This window comes from Thermus oshimai DSM 12092 (assembly GCF_000373145.1).
Classification (GTDB): Bacteria; Deinococcota; Deinococci; order Deinococcales; family Thermaceae; genus Thermus; species Thermus oshimai.
Map to the genome: position 1 here is coordinate 101,594 of NZ_KB890621.1, position 19,315 is coordinate 120,908.

Sequence of the window (19,315 nt, forward strand, 5' to 3'; positions counted from 1 at the left end):
TCCATGACCCTGGCCGATGCCCTGCGACAAGCCTTAGAGACGGGACCGGGTCTGCAGGCGGCCCAGGTGGCCCTGCAAAACGCTGAATTGCAGCTACGGGCTAGGGAGGCGGATCCCACCACCCTTATCCTGGACCTGACCCGGGCCCGGCAAGCCTACGCCCTAGCCCAGGCCAACCTAGCCTACGCCCGGCTTCAGGTCCTGCAGGGGGTGGTGAACACCTATCTGGCCCTCTACGAGAACCAAGAAAACCTCAAGCTCCAAGAGGCCCAGGTGGCCTTGGCCGAGCGCAACCTCCAGGTGGCCAAGGCCCGGCAGGCCGTGGGCAACGCCACCCCCTTGGACGTGGCCCGGGCCCAGGCCAGCTTGGACAGCGCTCGCCAGACTTTGGCCACCCTTCAAGGACAAAGGCCCATCCTGGCTGGGCAGTTGGCTGTCCAGCTAGGGCTTTCCGATCTGGGCCCCGTGGTTCTAGCGGCCCCACCGGAGCCACCTTCCCTGACGGCGCCCCTCGAGGACCTGGAGGTGGGCTTGGCTGACCGGATCCCTTCTCTCCTCCAGGCCCGGCAGGCGGTGGAATACGATGAACTCCAGGTGAAGCTTTACGACAACGATTACACGCCGGCGCTAACCCTGAGGACGGCCCAGCTGGCCTTGGAAAACGATCGGAAAGCACTGGATCTGGCCCAGAAAAACGCCCTCACCAGCCTACGGAACGCCTATGAGGCTGCCCGGGCAGCCTATGGAGCTATCGCCTTGGCCCAGGCGAGCCTCCAAAACGCCCAGAAAGTTCTGGAGCAGGACCAGGCCGCCTTCAGGGCGGGCACGGTCTCCGCTCTCCAGCTTCAAGCGGACCAGGTCTCGGTTATGACCGCGGCCTACGCCCTCCTTCAGGCTAAAAACAGCTACCTAAGAGCCCTGGTGGCCCTCTCCCTGGCAGCGGGGCAGGACCTTACTGGGCTTCTGCCCCAGTAGCGGAGGTGACGTATGGTGCGGCAGATCGCCCTTTTGCTCCTCGCCCTTCTCCTCGGGGCCCTCGCGGGCTGGAGCCTGGCCCCCAAGGAGAGTAGGGTGCAGGAAGCCCCCACCACCCCTGGTGCCGGTGCTCCTTCCGGCGCCTCGGGCCGCCAGGCCCGCCCGGGCCTGGGAACGGCGATGACGGTGGAGCTGGTCCAGGTGGAACGGGGCCCCCTTACAGCTGAGCGCCAGGCTCCTGGGGTGGTGGTGGCCACCACCAGCCGGGTCTCGGCGCAGGTGGGAGGGGTTGTGGCCCAGGTTCTCAAACCCGCAGGCAGCCAGGTGGTTCAGGGGGAGACGGTGGTTCTGCTGGATCGGACCCCCCTTGAGCTGGCCCTAGCCAGCGCCCGCGCCGCCTTGGCTCAGGCGGAGATCGCCTTGCAGAGCCAGACCCGGGCGATAGCCGAGGCCCGAGCCCGGTTGGAAAGCCAGCTTCGGGCAGCCCAGGCGGCCTACCGGGTGGCCCAAAGCACCTACGAGGCCACACGGCGCACCTTTGAGCTGGGAGGCGCCTCGAGGGTGGAGCTGGAAAACGCCCAGGCCACCTTGGCCCAGGCCCAGGCCAACTTGGAAGCTGCCCAGGCTGCCTTGGCCCAGAACGAGCGCGCAGGGAAGGAGACCTTGGCCCAGCTCCGCCTGCAGGTGGAAGCCGCCCGCGTCCAGGTGGCCCAAGCGGAGCGGAACCTGGGCTTGGCCGCCATCCGGGCCCCCTTCACCGGGGAGGTGACCGGTGTGAACGTGGCGCCGGGAGAGTACCTGGGGATGGGGGGAGTGGCCTTTACCCTTGCCGCACAGGAACGCCGAGTCCAATTCAGCCTGCCCCCTGCCGACGCGGCCAGCCTCTCCCCAGGGTCTGACCTGACCTTCGTGGCCGAAGGACAGACCTATACCCTTCGGGTGGAGCAGAACCCCAAGGCCCCTAGCGGGGGCCAAGTCACCCTTTTGGCCCGCTTTGCCCAGGGTGCACCTAACCTCCCCTTGGGGACCACAGGTATGGTCCGTTACCGCCTGACCTTGGCCCAGGGGCTCCTCCTGCCCGTGGTAGCCCTCAGCGTGGAGGGGAACACCGCCTACGTTTTCCAGGTGGAAGGAGAGGTGGTTCGGCGACGCCAGGTGACCGTCTTGGCGCAGTCCGGGGACCTGGCTGTGGTGGAAGGGCCGCTGGCCCCAGGGGATCGAGTGGTTTTGAACCCGCCGCCCGGCCTTCTAGACGGTAGCCGGGTGCGCACCACCTCGGGGCAGCCCGGATCCCAGCCCCGTAGGGGAGGTGACTAGGTGAAGGGTGTAAACCCTTTGGTGCGCTTCTCTGTGGAGCGCTATGTTCTGGCCCTAGGGCTTTTTGCAGCGGTCCTCCTCTTTGGGTACCTGGCCACGCGGAGCCTGGGGGTGGACCTTTTGCCCTCGGTGAACGTGCCTACGGTGGTGGTCAGCGTCCAGTACCCAGGGGCGAGCCCGGCCACGGTAGACCGGCAGGTGACCCAGCTCTTGGAGAATGCGCTTTCCCGCCTTGGGGGCATAGCCCAGCTGAGTTCTACCAGTAGCTTGGGCCAGAGCCGAGTGGTGGTCTCCTTCAGTCCCGGCACCGATCCAAGGCAGGCGGCCAGCCAGGTGGCGGCCCAAGTGGCGGCCCTAAGGGGTCTGCCGAGTGGGGTTAGCACCCCTACGGTTCAAACCTTTGATCCCAACGCCCAGCCCATTCTGGAGTTCGGCCTCTACGCCCCGGGCAAGCCTTTGGAAGAGGTCTACCGCTACGCGGAGGACCAGCTTCTGCCCCTTCTGGAGCAGGTGAGCGGGGTGGCTAACGTGGCCCTTACGGGGGGACCGGAAAAGGGGGTGGATATCTTCCTAGACCCGAGCCGGTTGGCCTTTTTCGGCCTTTCCGTCCAGCAGGTGAGCCAGGCTGTTGCGGGCGCTGCCCTCCAAAGCCCTATCGGTAGCCTTACCCGTTCGGGCACCACCTTAAGCTTGTCCACCCGCACGGTGCCCAAAAGCGCCGAAGATGTGGCGGCCATCCTGGTAGATCCCCAGCGGGGCATTCGGGTGGGAGATCTGGGCCAGGTCCAGGTACGGAACGAAGTGGAAAGCTACGTGCGCGTCAACGGCCAGCCCGCGGTACTGGTTTCCCTCCAGCAGGCTTCAGGGAGCAACGCGTTGGCGGTGGCCGATGGGGTTCGGCGGCTCCTTCAGGATCTGCGCCTGCCTGAGGGCTACCAGGTGGTTTTTTCCAACGACACCACCCTGGTTATCCGGGCCGCTGTGGAACGAACCTACAAGGAGCTCTTCCTCACTGCGGGGGTGGTGGCCGCCGTGGTCCTTCTTTTCCTGGGGCGGCTCAACACCGCCTTTACCGTGATCCTGGCCATCCCTATTTCCTTGGCTGCAGCTCCCATCCTGTATAGTCTTCTGGGCTTCACCTTCAACCTGGTCTCCCTTCTGGCTCTTATTGTGGCCATCGGCATCGTGGTGGACGACTCCATCGTGGTAGCGGAGAACGTGGAACGCTACCGGGCTCAGGGCCTGGGCCAGATGGAAGCCGTTCTGAAGGGAGCTAGCGAGGTCTTTTCTGCTGTGGCCGCTGCCTCTTTGAGCGTGCTTTCCGTGGTGATCCCGGTAAGCTTTGTGGAGGGCTTCGCTGGTCGTTATGTACAGCAGTTCGCCTTAGGGTTAGCCGCAGCGGTGGCCATGAGCTGGCTAGAGGCCCTTCTCTTCCTCACCGTGCGTATGGCCTACACCCCCGATGCACCCGCTAAGACCTGGGCCTCTGCCTGGCGGGAGTTTCTGGACCTAGGCCGTGCCCTGCGCTTTGGCCTTACCGCCTGGCGGAGAGGCCTAGGCCTCCTGGGGGGCCTGGCCCTTGCTCTTTTCCTTTTGCGCCAGGGGGGTATGTACCTGCCCCTTCTCCTCCTTTACCCCTTCCTCCTAGCCCTAGGGGAGTACCTGGTCCGTACCCTCCTGGCCTTCCTCGAGGCCCTCACCCTAATCCTGCACCTCCGCACCGAGGCCCTTTTGGAGAAAACCAGGGCGGCCTACGCTCAAAGCCTTCCCTGGGTCCTCCGCCACAACGGCTCGGTTCTCCTTTTCTCTCTGGCCCTTTTTCTAATCGTGGCCCTGGCGGTTTTTCCACGGATACCTTTTTCCTTCGTTCCTCGGTACGACACAGGATACCTTAGGGCGGGGCTTAGGCTTTCCAGCGAAGCCTCCTTGAACCGCACCAACGAACTGGTGGCCCGGCTGGAAAACTTTTTCCTCGCCCAACCGGAAGTGGAGACCGTGCAGCTTACCGTGAATCAAGGGCAGGCCAACCTGGTCCTGGGGCTCAAGCCCTTTGGGGAGCGCCCAGATGCCTTTACCCTCCTCGCCCGCTATCAGACCCAAGCCCGCGCCCTCTACGCGGAAACCCCCGAGGCCCGGGTGGTCTTCTTCGGTGGGGGAGGCCCGGGGGGCCCTGGGGGAGGGGGTAGCCTCAACGTGGCCCTGGCCTCCGCAGGTCAGGAGCTTCTCCAGGAACGGCTGGAGCAGGCGGTGGCCATCCTGCAAGACGACCCCTACCTCCTAGGGGTGGATATCCAGGGGCAGAACCGGTTGGAGCTCAACTTCATTCCCGATGCGGCTCGTTTAGCCGGTACCGGGCTTACCCCTAACCAAGTGGTCTCTACCCTGCAGGCCTTCCTCCAGGGCACGCAGGCGGGCCAGGTGGAGCTCGAGGGCCTCACCTACCCTATCCGCCTACGGGTGGACCCCACCTATGTAGGGGACGTCCAGGCCCTTCTCAGCCTGCCCCTTTATAGCCCCAGTTTAGGGACTAACCTGGCCATTGGCCAGCTGGGCCACCTGGTACCTGAGGAGGTCCCCAGCAGCATCCAGCGCCAGAACCGGCTCTATGTGGCTACGCTCTCCTTGAGCCCCGCGCCCTCCGCTCCCCCAGCGGCCGCCCTTTTGGCCCACGTGGAGGAGCGATTACGGGCGGCTGGGGTGTTGGACGAGCGGGTGGCCCTCACAGAGGCCGGGGCCTTTGGTCAAGCCCGGTTGGCCCGGGAGCTCTCGGGGCAGGGCCTTGGCCTCTTCGCCCTAGCCTTCTTCATGGCCTACCTGGTCATGGCCGCCCAGTTCAACACCTTCCGCTATCCCCTCTACCTGCTCCTGCCGGTGCCCCTCGCCCTGGCTGGGGCCCTCCTCCTCCTTTACTTGGCTGGGGCCAGCCTGGACATCTTCGGCATTTTAGGTTTCCTGCTCCTCATCGGTCTCTCGGCCAAAAACGCCATCCTCTATCTAGACTTTGTCCAGGATCGTTTGGGCCGGATGCCTTTGGAAGAGGCGTTGGTGGAGGCGGCTCGCCTGCGCTTCCGGCCCATCCTTATGACCACGCTGACCATCCTGGTCATCGGCCTGCCCCTCCTTTTAGGGCATGGGGCAGGGGCTGAGTTTGGGCGCAACCTCGGCCTGGTCATCCTAGGCGGGGTTTTTACCTCGGCTCTCCTTACCTTTTTCGTGGTGCCCGCCGCCTTTTATCGTTACGAGCGCGTCCGGGTCGGGGGGGAGGCCTTTAAGGCGGAAGCCACCTAGCTAAGGGGATTTTCACTGTTTCGGAACTCGGTCCACAAAAGCGTTGGTGTAGGTGCGCTTGAGGTCTATCCGGGCCCGCTGCACGTTGGGGTCAAAGGCGGAGAGGACGGTGAGGGGGCGCAAGGGGGCGGTGTCGCTGAAGCGGCCCGTGGGGGAGAAGGACTCCAGGGAGTTCCTGAGGACCTTGAGGTAAAGGGCCCGGTCCCCCAGGAAGTACTCCTCGGGGAGGACCGCGGCGATCTCCTCGGGGGTCTTCCCCTGCATCCAGCGGAGGCCCCGCACCATGGCGTTCACCAGGCGCTGGGCGGTGTCGGGGTTGCGGTCCAGCCAGGCCCGGGTGGTGTAGAGCACGGCCGCGGGGTACTCCCCGCCCAGGACCTCTCGGGTGCCCCGGGTGGAGCGGGTGTCCGCCAGGACCTTGATGAGGCCCCGCTCCTCCAGGAGGGTGATGGCGGGCTCCACGTTGGAGATGGCCTCCACCTGCCGGTTCTGCACCGCGGCCACCGCCTGGGCCCCCACGGAAACCCCCACCACGGCCACGTCCGTGGGCTTGAGCCCGTTCTTCACCAGGAGGTAGTTCAGGAAGAAGTGGGTGGAGCTCCCAGGGGCGGTGACCCCCACCCGCCGCCCCTTGAGGTCGGCCACGGAGCGGATCTGGTCCGCGAGGTCGCTCCGCACCCCCAGGACGATGGCCGGGTAGCGCCCCACCTGGACGAAGGCCACGATGTCCCGGCCCTGGGCTTGCATCTGGATGGTGTGGTCGTAGAAGCCCATGACCACCTCCACGCTGCCCCCGATGAGGGCCTGGAGGGCCCGGGAGCCCGCCTGGAGGTCCTGGATGACCACGTCCAGGCCCTCCTCCTTGAAGTAGCCCAGCCGCTCCACCACCGTGAGGGGGAGGTAGACCACCGCGGTCTTCCCCCCCACGCCCAGGACCACCCGCTTCTGGGCCAGCCCGAAGGCCAGTAGCACCGCCAAAAACACCAGGACTGCGCGCTTCACCTTTGCCCTCCTTCCCCCTGGGGGCGCCAGACGAGGAGCCTCCGCTCCAGGGCGCCCACCAGAGCGTCCAGCACCAGCACGAAGGCCATGAGCACCACCATCCCCGCGAAGACCCCGGTGGTGTCAAAGACCCCTTCCGCCTGGGCGATGAGGTAGCCCAGGCCCGCGGCGGAGCCCAGGTACTCCCCCACCACCGCCCCGATGACCGCGAAGCCGATGGAGGTCCTTAAGGAGCTGAAGATCCAGCTGGCCGCCGAGGGCAGGTAGACGTGGCGGAGGAGGTGGAAGCGGGTGGCCCCCAGGAGGCGGGCGTTCTGGAGCACCACCGGGCTCACCTCCTTCACCCCCTGGTAGGTGTTGAAGAAGGCCACGAAGAAGACCAGGGTCACCCCCAGGGCCACCTTGGAGAGGACCCCGAGGCCGAACCAGAGGGTGAAGATGGGGGCCAGGACCACCCGGGGGATGGCGTTCAAGGCCTTCACGTAGGGGTCCAGCACCGCGGCCACCCCGGGGGCCAGGGCCAGCCAGAGCCCGAAGACCACCCCCAGGAGGGTGCCGATGGCGAAGGCCAGGAGCATCTCCAGGGTGGTCACGTAGAGGTGGGGGTAGACCTCCCCCGTGCTGAACCAGCGGTGGACGCGGGCGGCGATGGCCGAGGGCTGGGAGAAGAAGAAGGGGTCCAGGCGGCCGGTCCTCGAGGCCCACTCCCAGAGGGCGAGGAGGGCCAGGAGGAGGCCCGCCTGCCAGGCCCTGACCCTAAGCCCCCGCATGGGCCCGCATCACCTCCCCCCTCAGGAGGTCCCAGATCTCCCGGTGGAGCCTCAGGAACTCGGGCGTGAGCCGGATCTCCGCCACGTCCCGGGGCCGGGGCAGGGGGATGGGGAAGTCCCCGATGGGCCTCGAGGCCGGCCCCGCGGCGAGGACCACCACCCGGTCGGAGAGGGCGATGGCCTCCTCCAGGTCGTGGGTCACGAAGAGCACGGTCTTGCGGTCCTCCTGCCAGAGCCTGAGGAGCTCGTTTTCCATGAGCTGCCGGGTCTGGATGTCCAGGGCGGAAAAGGGCTCGTCCATGAGGAGGAGCTTGGGATCCGCGATGAGCACCTGGGCCAGGCCCACCCGCTTGCGCATCCCTCCCGAGAGCTGGTGGGGGTAGCGGTCGGGAAAGCGCTCCAGGCCCACCTTGGCGAGCCAAGCCCGGGCGCGGGCCCGGGCCTCCTTCAGGGGCACCCCCCGGAAGAGGAGGGGCAGGGCCACGTTGTCCAGGGCGGTCTTCCAGGGCAGGATGGCGTCCTGCTGGAAGAGGTAGCCCGCCTTGGGGTTCAGGCCCCTCAAGGGGCGCCCTTCCAGAAGGACCTCCCCCCGGGTGGGGGGGAGGAGGCCCGCGGCTACGTTGAGGAGGGTGCTCTTCCCGCACCCCGTGGGCCCCACCAGGCTCACGAACTCCCCCTCCGAGACCCGCAGGCTCACCCCCTCCACGGCCACGTAGGCCCCGAAGGCCACGGCCACCTGGCGGAACTCCAGGAAGGCCATCTACCACACCGCCAGGGCCCGCACCGGCCCCCCGGAGGCCCCCCGGTGCTTGGGGCCCCCCACCAGGATGAGGGCCCCCGCGGGGGGCACCTGGGCCAGGTTGGCCAGGTTCTCCAGGCCGTACTTCCCCGCCCCCAGGAGGGTGAGGTGGGCCTTGAAGTCCTTGGAGGGGCCATAGTCCAGGGAGAGGGTGTCCACCCCTACCCCCACGATCTCCCGCTCCTCCACCAGGAAGGCCGCGGCCTCGGGGGAGAAGCCGGGGAAGTGGAGGGTGCCCGAGGCGTCCTGGTTCAGGAAGGCCTTGGGGTCCCGCCAGCGGGCCTCCCAGCCGGAGTGCAGGGCCACGAAGGCCCCCTTGGGCAGGCGGCCGTGTTGCCGTTCGTAGGCCAGGAGGTCGTCCACCGTGACCTGGGCGTCGGGGTCCTTGGCCGCCTTCTCGTGGATGTGGACCACCGCCAGGGGGGCGATGAGCCGCTCCACCGGGAGCCGTTCCGCGGTGAGCCCCCCTTCCGCGAAGTGGGCGGGGGCGTCCATGTGAGTGCCGGAGTGCTCCCAAAGGTCCAGCCGGTTGCCGTAGTAGCCGTTCTGGCGCACGGTGACCAGGGTGGTGATGCGCATGGGCTCGGCCCCTGGGAAGAGGGGGATCTCGGGGGAGAGCTCGTGGGTGAGGTCCACCACCCGGCGGAAGGCCTTGCCGGGGACCTCCGCCTGGGCCAGGGCGGGGGCCGCCAAAAGCCCCAGCCCCGCGCCCAGGAAGGCCCGCCGGGAAAGGGCGCGGTTCACCGCATCCATCACCAAGGGGGCGCACATCTTGGCCTCCTTTGGAGGAGGAGGTTACCACACCCCTTCCCGGGCGGGCAAGCCCCACGGGTGTTAAAGCTCCAGGGGCCTCGCTAGGAACTCTTCAAAGGGAATCCCCCCCGTGCCCACCACCAGGACCTCCGCCCCGAAGGCCTTGCGGAAGGCCTCGAGGCCAGAGAAGGCCTCCCGGGGGCGCCCGCTTTTGACCTCCAGGGCCAACAGGCGCCGCCCTTTCCGCACCACGAAGTCCACCTCCAGGTTCCGCTCCCGCCAGTAGAAGACCTCAAACCCCTTTTGGAAGGCCTCGTTCCAGAGGTGGGCCCCCACGGCGTTCTCCAAAAGCCGCCCCCGTAGCGCGGGGTCGCCTAAGTCCTCGGGTTCCAGGCCCCGGAGGGCAGTGAGGAGGGCGGGGTTGGGGATGAGGAGCTTGGGGCTCGAGGCCCGCCGTCGCACCGCCTGGGCGGCGTACTTCTCCAGGCCGGCGGCCAGCCCGGCCCCCTCCAGGAGGTCCAGGTAGTGGGCCAGGGTCACGGTGTTCCCCCGCTCCTGGAGCTGGCCCAGCATCTTGGTGTAGGAGAGGACCTGCCCCGCGTGGTGGCAGGCCAGGTGGAAGAGGCGGCGGAGAAGGGCCGGCTTTTCTATACGGCTTAGGAGCAGGATGTCCCGGGCCAGGGCCGCTTCCACCAGGCTGTCCCGGATGTAGCGCCTGAACCGGTCGGGCTCCCCCCTAAGCGGGGCGGCCCCCGGGTAGCCTCCGAAGAAGAGGTAGTCCTCCAGGGTGTAGCCGAAGGCCGTGGCCATCTCCCCGAAGCTCCAGTGGGGGATGGGGAGGGTCTCAAGGCGGCCCGCCAGGCTTTCGGAAAGCCCCTTCTGCAGGAGGAGGGGGGCGGAGGTCAGGAGGACCACCTTGAGGGGGTGGCCTTTCAGGGTGTCCTCGTCCCAGAGGCGCTTTACCGCTTCGGCCCAGTCCGGAGCTTTGTGGATCTCGTCCAGGACTAGGAGGGCCTCCCCCAGCCCCTGCCCCAGAAGCCCCCGGGCCCGGGCCCACTGGACCTCCACCCAGCCGGGCCCCACCAGGCCCGGTTGGTCCGCGCTGGCGTAGTGGTGGGGGAGGCCCAGGCGCTCCAGCACCTGCCGCACCAGGGTGGTCTTACCCGCCTGCCGGGGGCCGAAAAGGGCCTGTAGGAAGCGCCTCGGTTCCCGGAGGCGCTGGAGGAGGGTTCCCGCCTGGGGGCGGGTGTAGGGGGGAAGGGAGGACGGCACGTTTAGTATTTTTACTAGACCAAGCTAGTAAAAACAAGGAGCGGGGTAGACCTGCTCCGGATGGCCTACCGCCAGGTCCTGGGGTCCAGCCGGTCCCGGAGCCCATCCCCCAGGAGGTTGAAGCCCAGGACCCCCAGGGAGAGGGCCAGCCCCGGCACCAGGGCCGGGTAGGGGGAGAGGGGGAGGAAGCTTTGGGCCTCCCGGAGCATCCGCCCCAGGCTCGGGTGGGGGGGCTGGACCCCAAGGCCCAGGTAGGAGAGGGCGGCCTCGCTGAGGAGGGCCGCGGCGAAGGCCAGGCTCACCTGGACCAAAAGGGGCCCCAGGAGGTTGGGGAGGAGGTGGCGGAGGAGGACCCGGCCCCAGGGGGCCCCCAGGGCCAGGGCCGCCTCCACGAAGGGGGCCGATCTCAGGGCCAGGGCCCCCGCCCGGGCCACCCGGAAGAAGGCGGGCACCAGGGCGAGCCCGATGGCCAGGGTGCTGCTCAGGGCCCCGGGGCCCAGGAGGGCCGCGAGGAGGAGGGCCAGGAGGAGCCCGGGGAGGGCGTAGAGGGCCTCGGTGAGGAGGCTTAGGGCCCCGTCCCAGCCCCGGCCCAGGTACCCCGCGAGGAGGCCCAGGGCCACCCCCAGGCCGGCCCCGAGGCTCACGGAAACCCCCCCCACCAGGAGGGCGTTTTTGGCCCCGTGGAGGAGGCGGGCCAGGAGGTCCCGGCCCAAGGGGTCGGTGCCCAGGGGGTGCTCGAGGGAGGGGGGGCTCAGGCGGCGGAGGAAGTCCGGGGCGTTGGGGTCCACGGGGTAGAGGAGGGAGGCCAGGGCCAGGAGGAGGAAGAGGCCCGAGAGGAGGCTTCCTAGGAGGAGGCTTGGGCTACGCATACTCGATCCGGGGGTCCAGGAGGCCGTAGAGGAGGTCCACCGCCAGGTTGAAGAGGACGATGAGGGCCGCCATGGCCACCACCAGGCCCTGGAGGAGGGGGTAGTCCCGGGCCTCGAGGGCGGTGAGGGCCAGGCTCCCCAGGCCCGGCAGGGCGAAGACCGCCTCCACCACCACCGCCCCCGTGAGGAGGAACCCCCCCTCCAGGCCCAGGAGGGTGACCAGGGGGAGGCTTGCGGGCTTGAGGGCGTGCTTGAGGAGGACCCGCCCCTCGGGCACCCCCTTGGCCCGGGCGGTGCGGATGTAGTCCTGGGAGAGGACCTCCAGGAGGCTCCCCCGGGCCATGCGGAAGAGGATGGCCGCCCGGGCCAGGGCCAGGGTGAGGGCGGGGAGGAGGAGGTGGCGGAGGGCCTCCAGGGGCCGTTCCCACCCCGGGAAGCCGCTTGCGGGGAGGAGGGGGAGGTGGACGGCGAAGGCGTAGAGGAGGACCACCCCCAGGAAGAAGGTAGGCAGGGACTGGAGGAAGGCCATGAGGCCGCTTAGGAGGAGGTCCAAGGGGGGAGAGCGGAGGGCGAGGAGGGCCAGGGGCAGGGCCAGGAGGAGGGCCCCCGAAAGGCCCAGCCCCACCAGGGCCAGGGTGAGGGGAAGCCTCTCCTCAAGAAGCTCCCCCACCGGCTTGCCGTAGCGGATGGACTCCCCCAGGTCCAGCCGGAGAAGCCCCCAGAGCCAGTCCAGGTAGCGGGGGAGGGGCGGCCGGTCCAGCCCCAGGGCCCGCTCCAGGGCGGCCCGGGCTTCGGGGCTCGCCTCGAGGCCCAGGATGGCCTGGACGGGGTCCCCGGGGAGGAGGAGGAGGGTGAGGAACACGAGGCTCCCCGCAAGCCACAGGGTGCCGAGGGCCAGGAGGAGGCGGCGCAGGGCGTAGGCGGCCATCAACGGGCCAGGTACACCCGGGTCACGTTGAGGCTGGGGGTGGGCTGGTTCTGCCACCAGCCCATGACCTCCCGGCGCATGGCCGCGATGTAGGGGGCGTTCATCACCCAGAGGTTCACCGCGTCCTCGGCCAGGAGGCGTTGCATGGCCTTCATGAGCTCGCAGGCCCGGTTGGGGTCTGGGGTGCGCAGGTACTGGGCGTAGAGCTCCCGGAACCGGGGGGAGTCGTAGCGGAAGTAGTAGCCCGGGTTGGCGTAGACCCCGATGTCGTGGGGCTCCGAGTGACCGATGATGGTCATCTGGTAGTCCGCCCCCCGGAAGACCCGGGAGAGCCAGGTGGCCCACTCCACCACCTCCAGCCGGGCCTGGATCCCGATCCCCGCGAGCTTAGCGGCGATGGCCTCCCCCAGGCGGCGCTCGTAGGGGTAGGGGGCGGCCAGGGTGAAGGTGAAGCGCAGAGGGTTGCCCGGGCCGTAGCCCGCCGCCTCTAGGAGGGCCCGGGCCCGGGCGGGGTCGTAGGGGTAGAGGCCCGAGAGGTCCTCGTAGCACCGCTCGCCGGGGGAGCGGTGGCTCCCGATGGGGGTGCCGAAGCCCAGCATCACCCCCTGGATGAGCTCCTTCTTGTCCACCGCGTGCTGGATGGCCCGGCGCACCCGGGGGTCGTTGAAGGGGGGGCGGGCGTTGTTCATCCCCACGGTGATCTCCGTGGTGGTGGTCCCGCTCACCACCTTGAAGGCGGGGTCCCGCCCCAGGGTGAGGGCCGCCTCCGGGCTCACCCCCAGGCCGATCACGTGGATGTCCCCTGCCCTTAGGGCCGCGATCTGGGCGTTGGGGTCGGGGAGGAAGCGGAAGAAGACCCGGTCCAGGTAGGGGAGGCCGGGCTCGTAGTAGCCCTCAAACCGCTCCAGCCGCACCCCCACCCCCCGCTCCCAGGCCACGAAGCGGAAGGGCCCGGTGCCGATGGGCTGGGTCTTCTGCTCCTCCACCCGCCCCTTGGGCCCGATGACGGAGTCCGGCCGGGCCAGGTTGAAGAGGAAGTCCTGGTCCGGCTGGCGCAGGCGGAAGACCACGGTGTAGGGGTCCTTGGCCTCCACGCTCTGGATGTCCCGGTAGTACTCGGGGTGGGTGTGGCCGGATCTGGGGTCCCGGGCCCGGTTGAACTTGAAGAGGACGTCCTCCGCGGTGAAGGGGGCCCCGTTGTGGAAGCGCACCCCCTTTCTCAGGTGGAAGGTCCAGGTGAGGCTCGAGGGGCTCCCCTCCCACCTTTCCGCCAGGGCGGGGACGATCTCCCCCTTCTCGTTCAGCTTCACCAGCCCCTGGAGGACGTTGTCGTAGAGCATGCGGGGGATCTCCTGGCTGGTGGAGGCCGAGGGGTCCAGCACCGGGGGTTCGGCCAGCACCGCCACCCTAAGCTCCCCGCCCCGGGTCTGGGCCAGGGCCAAGGCCAGCGTCCAGGCCAAGAGGGCCATCCAAGCCTTTCTCATAGGTTCCCTCCTCTCCACGCTACCATGCGCCTACTCCAGGTAAAGCACCGCCAGGGCGGCGTACACCCGGGCCGCCCGCACCACCTCCTCCACCTCCACCCACTCGTCCACCTGGTGGGGTAGGGTCTTCCGCCCGGGGCCCATGACCACCACGGGCAGACCCCCCCAGGCCCGGAGGAAGGTGCCGTCCGTGGCCCCCGGCACCCCCCCGTGGCGCACGGGGAGGCCCAGGAGCCTTAGGGCCTCCTCCGCCGCCTGGACCAGGGGGTCCTCCCGGGGGGTCTCCACGGGGGGGCGGTCCTCCAGGACCTCCACCCCCACCCCCGCCAGGGCCCCGATCTCCGCCACCAGGCCCGCGTGGTCCACCCCCGGCACGGTGCGCACGTCCAGGGCCACCTCCGCCCGGTCGGGGAGGACGTTGAGCTGGCCCTCGCCGGCGCTGGCTAGGAAGCGGGTGGGGGTGAGGTAGGGGGGGCCCAGGAAGGGGTGGGGGAAGGCCCTTTGGAGCCTCTCCTCCAGGGCCTTCAGTTCCAGCACGAACCGGGCCGCCTTGGGGATGGGGTTCTCCCCCGCGTAGGGCATGGCCCCGTGGGCCATCCGTCCGGGGAAGAGGAGGCGGAGGCGCAGGGCCCCCTTCTGCCAGAGGCAGACCTCCATCTCCTCGGGCTCGGCCACCACTGCCCCCCGGAAGCCCTGGGCGAGGCCCGCCCGTAGGAAGGCCTTCACCCCCAGCATCATCCCCTCCTCGTCCGCCAGGGCGGCCAGGCGCAAGGGGCGCTTTAGGGGCCCAAGGGCCCGCTTCACCGCCAACAGGGCCCCCACCAGGGCCGCGAGGCCCCCCTTCATGTCGCAGGCCCCCCGGCCGTAAAGCCGCCCCCCTTCCACCACCGCCCCGTAAGGGGGGTGGGTCCAGCGGGCCTCGTCCCCCGGGGTCACCACGTCCGTGTGCCCCTCCAGGATGAGCCCCCCTTCCCCCTCCCCCAGGTCGGCCACCAGGTTGGGCCGCCCCGGGGCCGCCTCCTGGAGGAAGGGCCTAAGCCCCCGCCCCCTTAGGTATTCCGCCAGGAAGGCGGCCACCCCCGCCTCCCCGGGCCCCGGGTAGTGGCTGGGGATCCGCACCAAGGCCTGGAGGAGGCCCACCACCTCCTTCTCCTCCACCGCTTCGGCCGCGCGCAGGGCCTTTTCCATGGCGCCTAGAGGGGCGGGGTGAAGCGGCCGTCGATGGCCGTCCACCCCCCGTCCACCAGGAAGAGGGTGCCCGTGATGTAGCTCGAGGCCCTCGAGGCCAGGAAGACCACGGCCATGGCCACCTCCTCGGGCCGGCCCCAGCGGCCCAAGGCGGTCTTCTCCGCGTAGGCCCGGTACCACTCGGGGTGGGCCTTGATGGGGGCGGTGAGGGGGGTTTCGATGGGCCCGGGGGCGATGGCGTTGGCCCGCACCCCATGGGGCCCAAGCTCCGCCGCCAGGGCGCGGATGAGCTGGAGGATCCCCGCCTTGGTGGCCGCGTACACCCCCTGCCCCGGCTCCACCACCAGGGCCCGGATGGAGGCCAGGGCGATGAGGCTGCCCGACCCCTGGGCCCGCATGGCCCGCCCCCCGGCCCTTAGGAGGCGCAGGGTGGACTTGAGGTTCAGGTCCACCACCCGGTCCACCTCCTCGTCCGTGTAGTCCAGAAGGGGCTTGCGCACGTTGATGGCCGGGGTGGAGACCAGGGTGTCCAGCCGGCCGTGGCCCTTTAGGACCCGCTCCACCAGCCCCTCCGCCGCCCCCCTTTCGGTGAGGTCCACGGGGTGGGCCTCCCCCCCGGGCACCCCCTTCAGGGCCTCTTGGAGGCCCCGCTCGTCCCGGTCCGCCAGCACCACCTGGGCCCCGAAGGCCGCCAGGGCCTCCGCGGAGGCCCGGCCGATCCCCGAGGCCGCCCCCACCACCAGGGCCACCTGCCCCGTCAGGTCCATGAGCTCGCGGTAGTTGGTCATGTTTCCTCCAGCTTAGCCTCTCCTTTCCCTTGCGGGAAGGTGTAGCCTTGAACCTGGAGGACCCCATGCTTAAAAACCTCATCGGCGGCCAGTGGGAGGCGGTTTCGGGCCCGGCCCTACCGGTGTACAACCCGGCCACGGGGGAGGTGTTGGAGGAGGTGCCCCTCTCGGGGCCGGAGGCGGTGGACCGGGCGGTGCGGGCGGCGGAGCGGGCCTTCCCGGTGTGGAGCCGGACCCCCCTCCTGGAGCGGGTGCGGCTCATGTTCCGTTTCAAGGCCCTTTTGGAGGAGCACTTTGAGGAGCTGGCCCGGCTGGTGACCCTGCACCACGGGAAGACCCTGGAGGAGGCCCGGGGGGAGGTGCGGCGGGGGATCGAGGTGGTGGACTTCGCCCTCTCGGCCCCCACCCTCCTCCAGGGCCGGACCCTGCGGGAGGTCACGGGCGGGGTGGACCAGAACCTCTTCCACTACCCCTTGGGGGTGGTGGCGGGGATCCCCCCCTTCAACTTCCCGGTGATGATCCCCCTGTGGATGATCCCCATCGCGGTGGTGGCGGGGAACACCTTTGTGCTGAAGCCCTCGGAGAGGACCCCCTTGGGGGCGGTGCGGCTGGCGGAGCTCTTCCTGGAGGCGGGCTTCCCCGAGGGGGTGCTGAACCTGGTCCACGGGGGCAAGGAGACGGCGGAGGCCCTGGTGGCCCACCCGGGGGTGCGGGCGGTGCAGTTCGTGGGTTCGGAGCCCGTGGCCCGGCGGATCTACGCCCTGGCGGCCCAGGGGGGGAAGCGGGTGTCCGCGGCGGGTGGGGCCAAGAACTTCCTGGTGGTGATGCCGGATGCGGACCTGGAGCTGGCGGTGCCGGCCATCCTGAACTCCGCCTTCGGCAACGCGGGGGAGCGGTGCCTGGCGGGGAGCGTGGCCGTGGGGGTGGGGGAGGCGGGGCCTAGGCTTTTGGAGCGGGTGGTGGAGGCCGCTTCCGGGCTCAAGGTAGGCCCGGGATGGGAGGAGGGGGTGCAGGTGGGCCCCCTCATCCGGGCGGAGCACCGGGCGCGGGTGGTGGGGTACATCGAGCGGGGCCTGGCGGAGGGGGCGGAGCTGGTCCTGGACGGGCGGAAGGAGATGGGGCGGCCGGGGTTTTTCCTGGGGCCCACGGTCATGGCGGGGGTATCGTCGGGGATGGCGGTGGGGCGGGAGGAGATCTTTGGGCCGGTGCTGGGGGTGGCCTACGCGGGGGACGTGGAGGAGGCCATCCGCATGGCCAACGCGGTGCCCTACGGGAACATGGCCTGCATCTTCACCGCCTCGGGCCGGGCGGCCCGGGCCTTCCGGGAGGGGGTGGAGGCGGGGATGGTGGGGGTGAACGTGGGGGTGGCCCAGCCCTTCGCCTTCTACCCCTTCTCGGGGTGGCGGGCGAGCTTCTTTGGGGACCTGCACCCCCACGGGCCGGACGCCTTCCTCTTCTACACCCGCAGGAAGGTGGCGGTGGAGCGGTGGTGAGGGTCCCCTTGCGGAAGCGTTCACGTGTCCCTTAGAGAAAAGGGGGGGTGTGGGGGAGCTATAATCCCCCGGTTTTCAAACCGGGGATACATGGACTCCCCCACGCGCTCCGCAGGAGCACATAGCATAGCGGTCGGCGGATGTACTATCATATGCACGTGCCTAAAGAGCGTACTGCACGCTCCATGACGAGGAAGGCGTTCAAGTACCGCCTGTATCCCACCCAGCCCCAGCGCAAAGACCTGGAGCGCACCCTTGCGCTGTGCCGCCGCCTCTACAACGCGGCCTTGCAGGAGCGTAGAGACGCCTACCGCAAGGCAGGCAAGACGGTAAACTTCTACGAACAAAAGAGGGGGTTGCCGGAGATACGGGCCGACTTGCCGGAGTACAGGCGCATTCATTCCCAGGTCTTGCAGAACGTCATCGAACGGGTGGACAAAGCCTTCCAAGGCTTCTTCCGGCGGGTCAAACAGAGAGGGAAAGCGGGCTACCCCCGCTTCAAGGGGGAGGCGCGCTACGACTCGTTCACCTTCCCCCAGGCCGGGACTACCGGGGTAAAACTCCAGGAGGGGGGCAAGCGGGTCCTCATCCACGGCGTTGGCTCCGTCAAGCTCAAGATGCACCGCCCCCTGGAGGGGGAGATCAAGACGGCAACGGTAAAACGAGAAGGAGATCAATGGTATATCATCTTTGTCTGCGAAGTTGAACCCCGACCACTTCCGGAAAGCGACAAAGCGGTGGGGATTGATTTGGGCACCAACCCCAACTTCCTCGTTACCTCAGACGGGGAGATGATTGAAGCTCCTAGATACCTTCAGAAGGCTCAGGCAAAACTTGCCAGCGCTCAACGCAGTTTGTCCAGGAAAAAGCCCGGTAGCAATCGCCGTCGTAAAGCTCAACGACGAGTGGCTAAATTGCACCGAAAAATCGCCAATCAGCGTAAGGACTTCCACCACAAAATAGCGAGGAGGCTTGTCAACCGGTACGGCACCATCGTCCACGAAGACCTGAACGTCATCGGCCTGGCCCGCAGTCGCACGGCCAAGGGGGTGCTGGATGCGGGCTGGGGGCAGTTTCTTAAAATCCTCGCCTACAAAGCGGAGGAGGCTGGTAGGCGGGTCGTCGGGGTAGACCCCAAGCACACCAGCCAGGACTGTCCGGTGTGCGGCCACAGGGAAAAACGCCCTCTCTGGGTGCGGGAGTACACCTGCCCCCGGTGCGGCGCCCCCCAGCACCGGGACGTGGCTGCTGCACTAAATATCCTGGCTAAGGCTCGGACGGAGCCTGCGGGGATGGGTACGGATAAATCCGTACCCCTAGAACCGCGAAGCCCCGTTCTAAAGAACGAGGAGTCGTCACAACGGGGAGTCGTCACACTGCCCCTCATCGGAGGTGAGGGATGAGGCGCTGGCTCCTCTTGGGTGCTCTTTTGGGTGGGGCGCTGGCCCAGAAGCCCCAGGTGGTCATCGGCACAGGGGGCGTGGGCGGGGTCTACTTCTACTACGGCACCGCCATCGCCGAGATTCTGAACAAGGGCGGGGCCGTGCAGGCCCAGGCCATGCAGTCGGGGGGCTCCATGGAGAACCTTCTCCTCCTCCGGGACCGCACGGACCCCGCGCGGGGCCTCTACTACTGCGGCACCGCCTTGCCCGACGCGGTCCTCCTGGCCTTCCAGGGGGAGGAGCGCTTCCAGGGCAAGCCCGCGCCGGTGCGCATCCTCTTCACCATGTACCCCAACTACTTCCACGTGGTGACCACGGAGGACAGCGGGATCCGCGTCCTCCAGGACCTGAAGGGCAAGCGGGTCTCCACGGAGGTCCCCGGCGGGATCATCGAGTACGAGGCCCGCATCCTCATGGCCGCGGCCATCCCCGGCTTTGACCCCCGGGTCCACTTCGGGAAATGGGAGCGGGTCCGGGTGGCGGAGAGCGCCCAGATGCTCTCCGAGGGCAACCTGGACGCCTTCTTCTGGTCCGGGGGGCTCCCCACGGGGAGCCTGGTGGAGCTCTCGGGGAGCCTGGCCCGGAAGGGGAAGCGCCTCTTCCTGGTGCCCCTTCCTCCCCAGAGCACGCCGGTGCAGATGCTGAAGGCGCGCTTCCCGGGGGTGGTGGACACGGGGACGATTCCCAAGAGCGTGTACAACACCCGCTACGACACCCCCACCCTGACCTTCTGGAACGTCTTCGTATGCCCAGAGAGCCTTCCCGAGGAGGTGGCCTACGCCATGGTGAAGGCGGTCTTTGAGAACCTTTCCCTCCTGCACACCGCCGTGGCCCCGGCCCGGGACACCACCTTGGAGAACGCGGTCCGTTCCCGGGGCGGGAAGGTGCCCTACCACGAGGGGGCCGTGCGCTACTTCCGCGAGCGGGGGGTGTGGCGGTAGGCTTGC

16 protein-coding genes are annotated in these 19,315 nt (G+C 68.7%); 6 read left to right on the top strand and 10 right to left on the bottom strand.

The window, feature by feature from the left end; genetic code table 11:
- The first annotated feature begins 3 nt into the window (after nucleotides 1–3).
- The 3 genes from B043_RS0109850 to B043_RS13400 are packed head-to-tail and all read left to right on the top strand — an operon-like array spanning nucleotide 4 to nucleotide 5,580.
- Complete coding sequence (locus tag B043_RS0109850; RefSeq protein WP_081593799.1) at nucleotides 4–975, top strand: TolC family protein; 972 nt, start codon at nucleotides 4–6, stop codon at nucleotides 973–975.
- Nucleotides 976–987: 12 nt separating this feature from the next.
- Entirely contained in the window at nucleotides 988–2,292 is a 1,305-nt protein-coding gene (locus B043_RS0109855) for an efflux RND transporter periplasmic adaptor subunit (protein WP_015065409.1), read from the top strand.
- Entirely contained in the window at nucleotides 2,293–5,580 is a 3,288-nt protein-coding gene (locus tag B043_RS13400; RefSeq protein WP_018461874.1) for an efflux RND transporter permease subunit, read from the top strand.
- A 12-nt stretch (nucleotides 5,581–5,592) separates the two neighbouring features.
- On the opposite strand, the gene B043_RS0109865 is transcribed toward B043_RS13400, so the two are convergent.
- The 10 genes from B043_RS0109865 to B043_RS0109915 all read right to left on the bottom strand — a co-directional run bounded on the left by B043_RS0109865 (nucleotide 5,593) and on the right by B043_RS0109915 (nucleotide 15,433).
- Nucleotides 5,593–6,582, bottom strand: a complete 990-nt coding sequence (locus B043_RS0109865) for an ABC transporter substrate-binding protein (RefSeq protein ID WP_015065411.1) — start codon at nucleotides 6,580–6,582, stop codon at nucleotides 5,593–5,595.
- A complete protein-coding gene (locus B043_RS0109870) occupies nucleotides 6,579–7,352 on the bottom strand; it encodes an ABC transporter permease (protein WP_015065412.1) in 774 nt (257 codons plus the stop codon). The genes B043_RS0109865 and B043_RS0109870 overlap by 4 nt, the downstream gene beginning before the upstream one ends.
- On the bottom strand, nucleotides 7,339–8,112 hold the full coding sequence (locus tag B043_RS0109875; protein WP_018461876.1) for an ABC transporter ATP-binding protein: 774 nt from the start codon (nucleotides 8,110–8,112) through the stop codon (nucleotides 7,339–7,341). The genes B043_RS0109870 and B043_RS0109875 overlap by 14 nt, the downstream gene beginning before the upstream one ends.
- Nucleotides 8,113–8,922 (bottom strand): cyclase family protein, encoded by an 810-nt coding sequence (locus tag B043_RS0109880; protein ID WP_018461877.1) that lies wholly within the window; start codon nucleotides 8,920–8,922, stop codon nucleotides 8,113–8,115.
- Nucleotides 8,923–8,985: 63 nt separating this feature from the next.
- The gene (locus B043_RS0109885) at nucleotides 8,986–10,176 is read right to left on the bottom strand and encodes an ATP-binding protein (protein WP_018461878.1); all 1,191 of its coding nucleotides are present in this window, start codon (nucleotides 10,174–10,176) and stop codon (nucleotides 8,986–8,988) included.
- Nucleotides 10,177–10,241: 65 nt separating this feature from the next.
- Entirely contained in the window at nucleotides 10,242–11,045 is an 804-nt protein-coding gene (locus B043_RS0109890) for an ABC transporter permease (protein WP_018461879.1), read from the bottom strand.
- On the bottom strand, nucleotides 11,038–11,973 hold the full coding sequence (locus tag B043_RS0109895; protein WP_018461880.1) for an ABC transporter permease: 936 nt from the start codon (nucleotides 11,971–11,973) through the stop codon (nucleotides 11,038–11,040). The genes B043_RS0109890 and B043_RS0109895 overlap by 8 nt, the downstream gene beginning before the upstream one ends.
- Nucleotides 11,973–13,457, bottom strand: coding sequence for an ABC transporter substrate-binding protein (locus tag B043_RS0109900; protein WP_018461881.1), 1,485 nt, complete (start codon nucleotides 13,455–13,457; stop codon nucleotides 11,973–11,975). Before B043_RS0109900 ends, B043_RS0109895 begins: the two co-directional genes overlap by 1 nt.
- A 30-nt stretch (nucleotides 13,458–13,487) precedes the next feature.
- Nucleotides 13,488–14,645, bottom strand: a complete 1,158-nt coding sequence (locus B043_RS0109905) for a M20 family metallopeptidase (RefSeq protein WP_018461882.1) — start codon at nucleotides 14,643–14,645, stop codon at nucleotides 13,488–13,490.
- A gap of 5 nt (nucleotides 14,646–14,650) precedes the next feature.
- Nucleotides 14,651–15,433: an SDR family NAD(P)-dependent oxidoreductase gene (locus tag B043_RS0109915; protein ID WP_018461883.1), complete on the bottom strand. Its 783-nt coding sequence runs from the start codon at nucleotides 15,431–15,433 to the stop codon at nucleotides 14,651–14,653.
- A gap of 65 nt (nucleotides 15,434–15,498) precedes the next feature.
- Between B043_RS0109915 and B043_RS0109920 the strand changes: the two genes are divergently transcribed.
- The 3 genes from B043_RS0109920 to B043_RS0109930 all read left to right on the top strand — a co-directional run bounded on the left by B043_RS0109920 (nucleotide 15,499) and on the right by B043_RS0109930 (nucleotide 19,309).
- The gene (locus B043_RS0109920; RefSeq protein WP_026234222.1) at nucleotides 15,499–16,926 is read left to right on the top strand and encodes a CoA-acylating methylmalonate-semialdehyde dehydrogenase; all 1,428 of its coding nucleotides are present in this window, start codon (nucleotides 15,499–15,501) and stop codon (nucleotides 16,924–16,926) included.
- A 185-nt stretch (nucleotides 16,927–17,111) separates the two neighbouring features.
- Nucleotides 17,112–18,329, top strand: coding sequence for an RNA-guided endonuclease InsQ/TnpB family protein (locus B043_RS12420; protein ID WP_018461885.1), 1,218 nt, complete (start codon nucleotides 17,112–17,114; stop codon nucleotides 18,327–18,329).
- The gene (locus tag B043_RS0109930) at nucleotides 18,326–19,309 is read left to right on the top strand and encodes a TAXI family TRAP transporter solute-binding subunit (RefSeq protein ID WP_018461886.1); all 984 of its coding nucleotides are present in this window, start codon (nucleotides 18,326–18,328) and stop codon (nucleotides 19,307–19,309) included. The genes B043_RS12420 and B043_RS0109930 overlap by 4 nt, the downstream gene beginning before the upstream one ends.
- Nucleotides 19,310–19,315: the final 6 nt, after the last annotated feature.

What these genes read in the sequence shown, in the direction of transcription:
- B043_RS0109850 (WP_081593799.1), top strand. Translation starts at nt 4, where the DNA reads ATGACCCTGGCCGATGCCCTGCGACAAGCCTTAGAGACGGGACCGGGT.
- B043_RS0109855 (WP_015065409.1), top strand. Translation starts at nt 988, where the DNA reads ATGGTGCGGCAGATCGCCCTTTTGCTCCTCGCCCTTCTCCTCGGGGCC.
- B043_RS0109870 (WP_015065412.1), bottom strand. Translation starts at nt 7,352, where the DNA reads ATGCGGGGGCTTAGGGTCAGGGCCTGGCAGGCGGGCCTCCTCCTGGCC.
- B043_RS0109875 (WP_018461876.1), bottom strand. Translation starts at nt 8,112, where the DNA reads ATGGCCTTCCTGGAGTTCCGCCAGGTGGCCGTGGCCTTCGGGGCCTAC.
- B043_RS0109880 (WP_018461877.1), bottom strand. Translation starts at nt 8,922, where the DNA reads ATGTGCGCCCCCTTGGTGATGGATGCGGTGAACCGCGCCCTTTCCCGG.
- B043_RS0109890 (WP_018461879.1), bottom strand. Translation starts at nt 11,045, where the DNA reads ATGCGTAGCCCAAGCCTCCTCCTAGGAAGCCTCCTCTCGGGCCTCTTC.
- B043_RS0109895 (WP_018461880.1), bottom strand. Translation starts at nt 11,973, where the DNA reads ATGGCCGCCTACGCCCTGCGCCGCCTCCTCCTGGCCCTCGGCACCCTG.
- B043_RS0109900 (WP_018461881.1), bottom strand. Translation starts at nt 13,457, where the DNA reads ATGAGAAAGGCTTGGATGGCCCTCTTGGCCTGGACGCTGGCCTTGGCC.
- B043_RS0109905 (WP_018461882.1), bottom strand. Translation starts at nt 14,645, where the DNA reads ATGGAAAAGGCCCTGCGCGCGGCCGAAGCGGTGGAGGAGAAGGAGGTG.
- B043_RS0109915 (WP_018461883.1), bottom strand. Translation starts at nt 15,433, where the DNA reads ATGACCAACTACCGCGAGCTCATGGACCTGACGGGGCAGGTGGCCCTG.
- B043_RS0109920 (WP_026234222.1), top strand. Translation starts at nt 15,499, where the DNA reads ATGCTTAAAAACCTCATCGGCGGCCAGTGGGAGGCGGTTTCGGGCCCG.
- B043_RS12420 (WP_018461885.1), top strand. Translation starts at nt 17,112, where the DNA reads ATGACGAGGAAGGCGTTCAAGTACCGCCTGTATCCCACCCAGCCCCAG.
- B043_RS0109930 (WP_018461886.1), top strand. Translation starts at nt 18,326, where the DNA reads ATGAGGCGCTGGCTCCTCTTGGGTGCTCTTTTGGGTGGGGCGCTGGCC.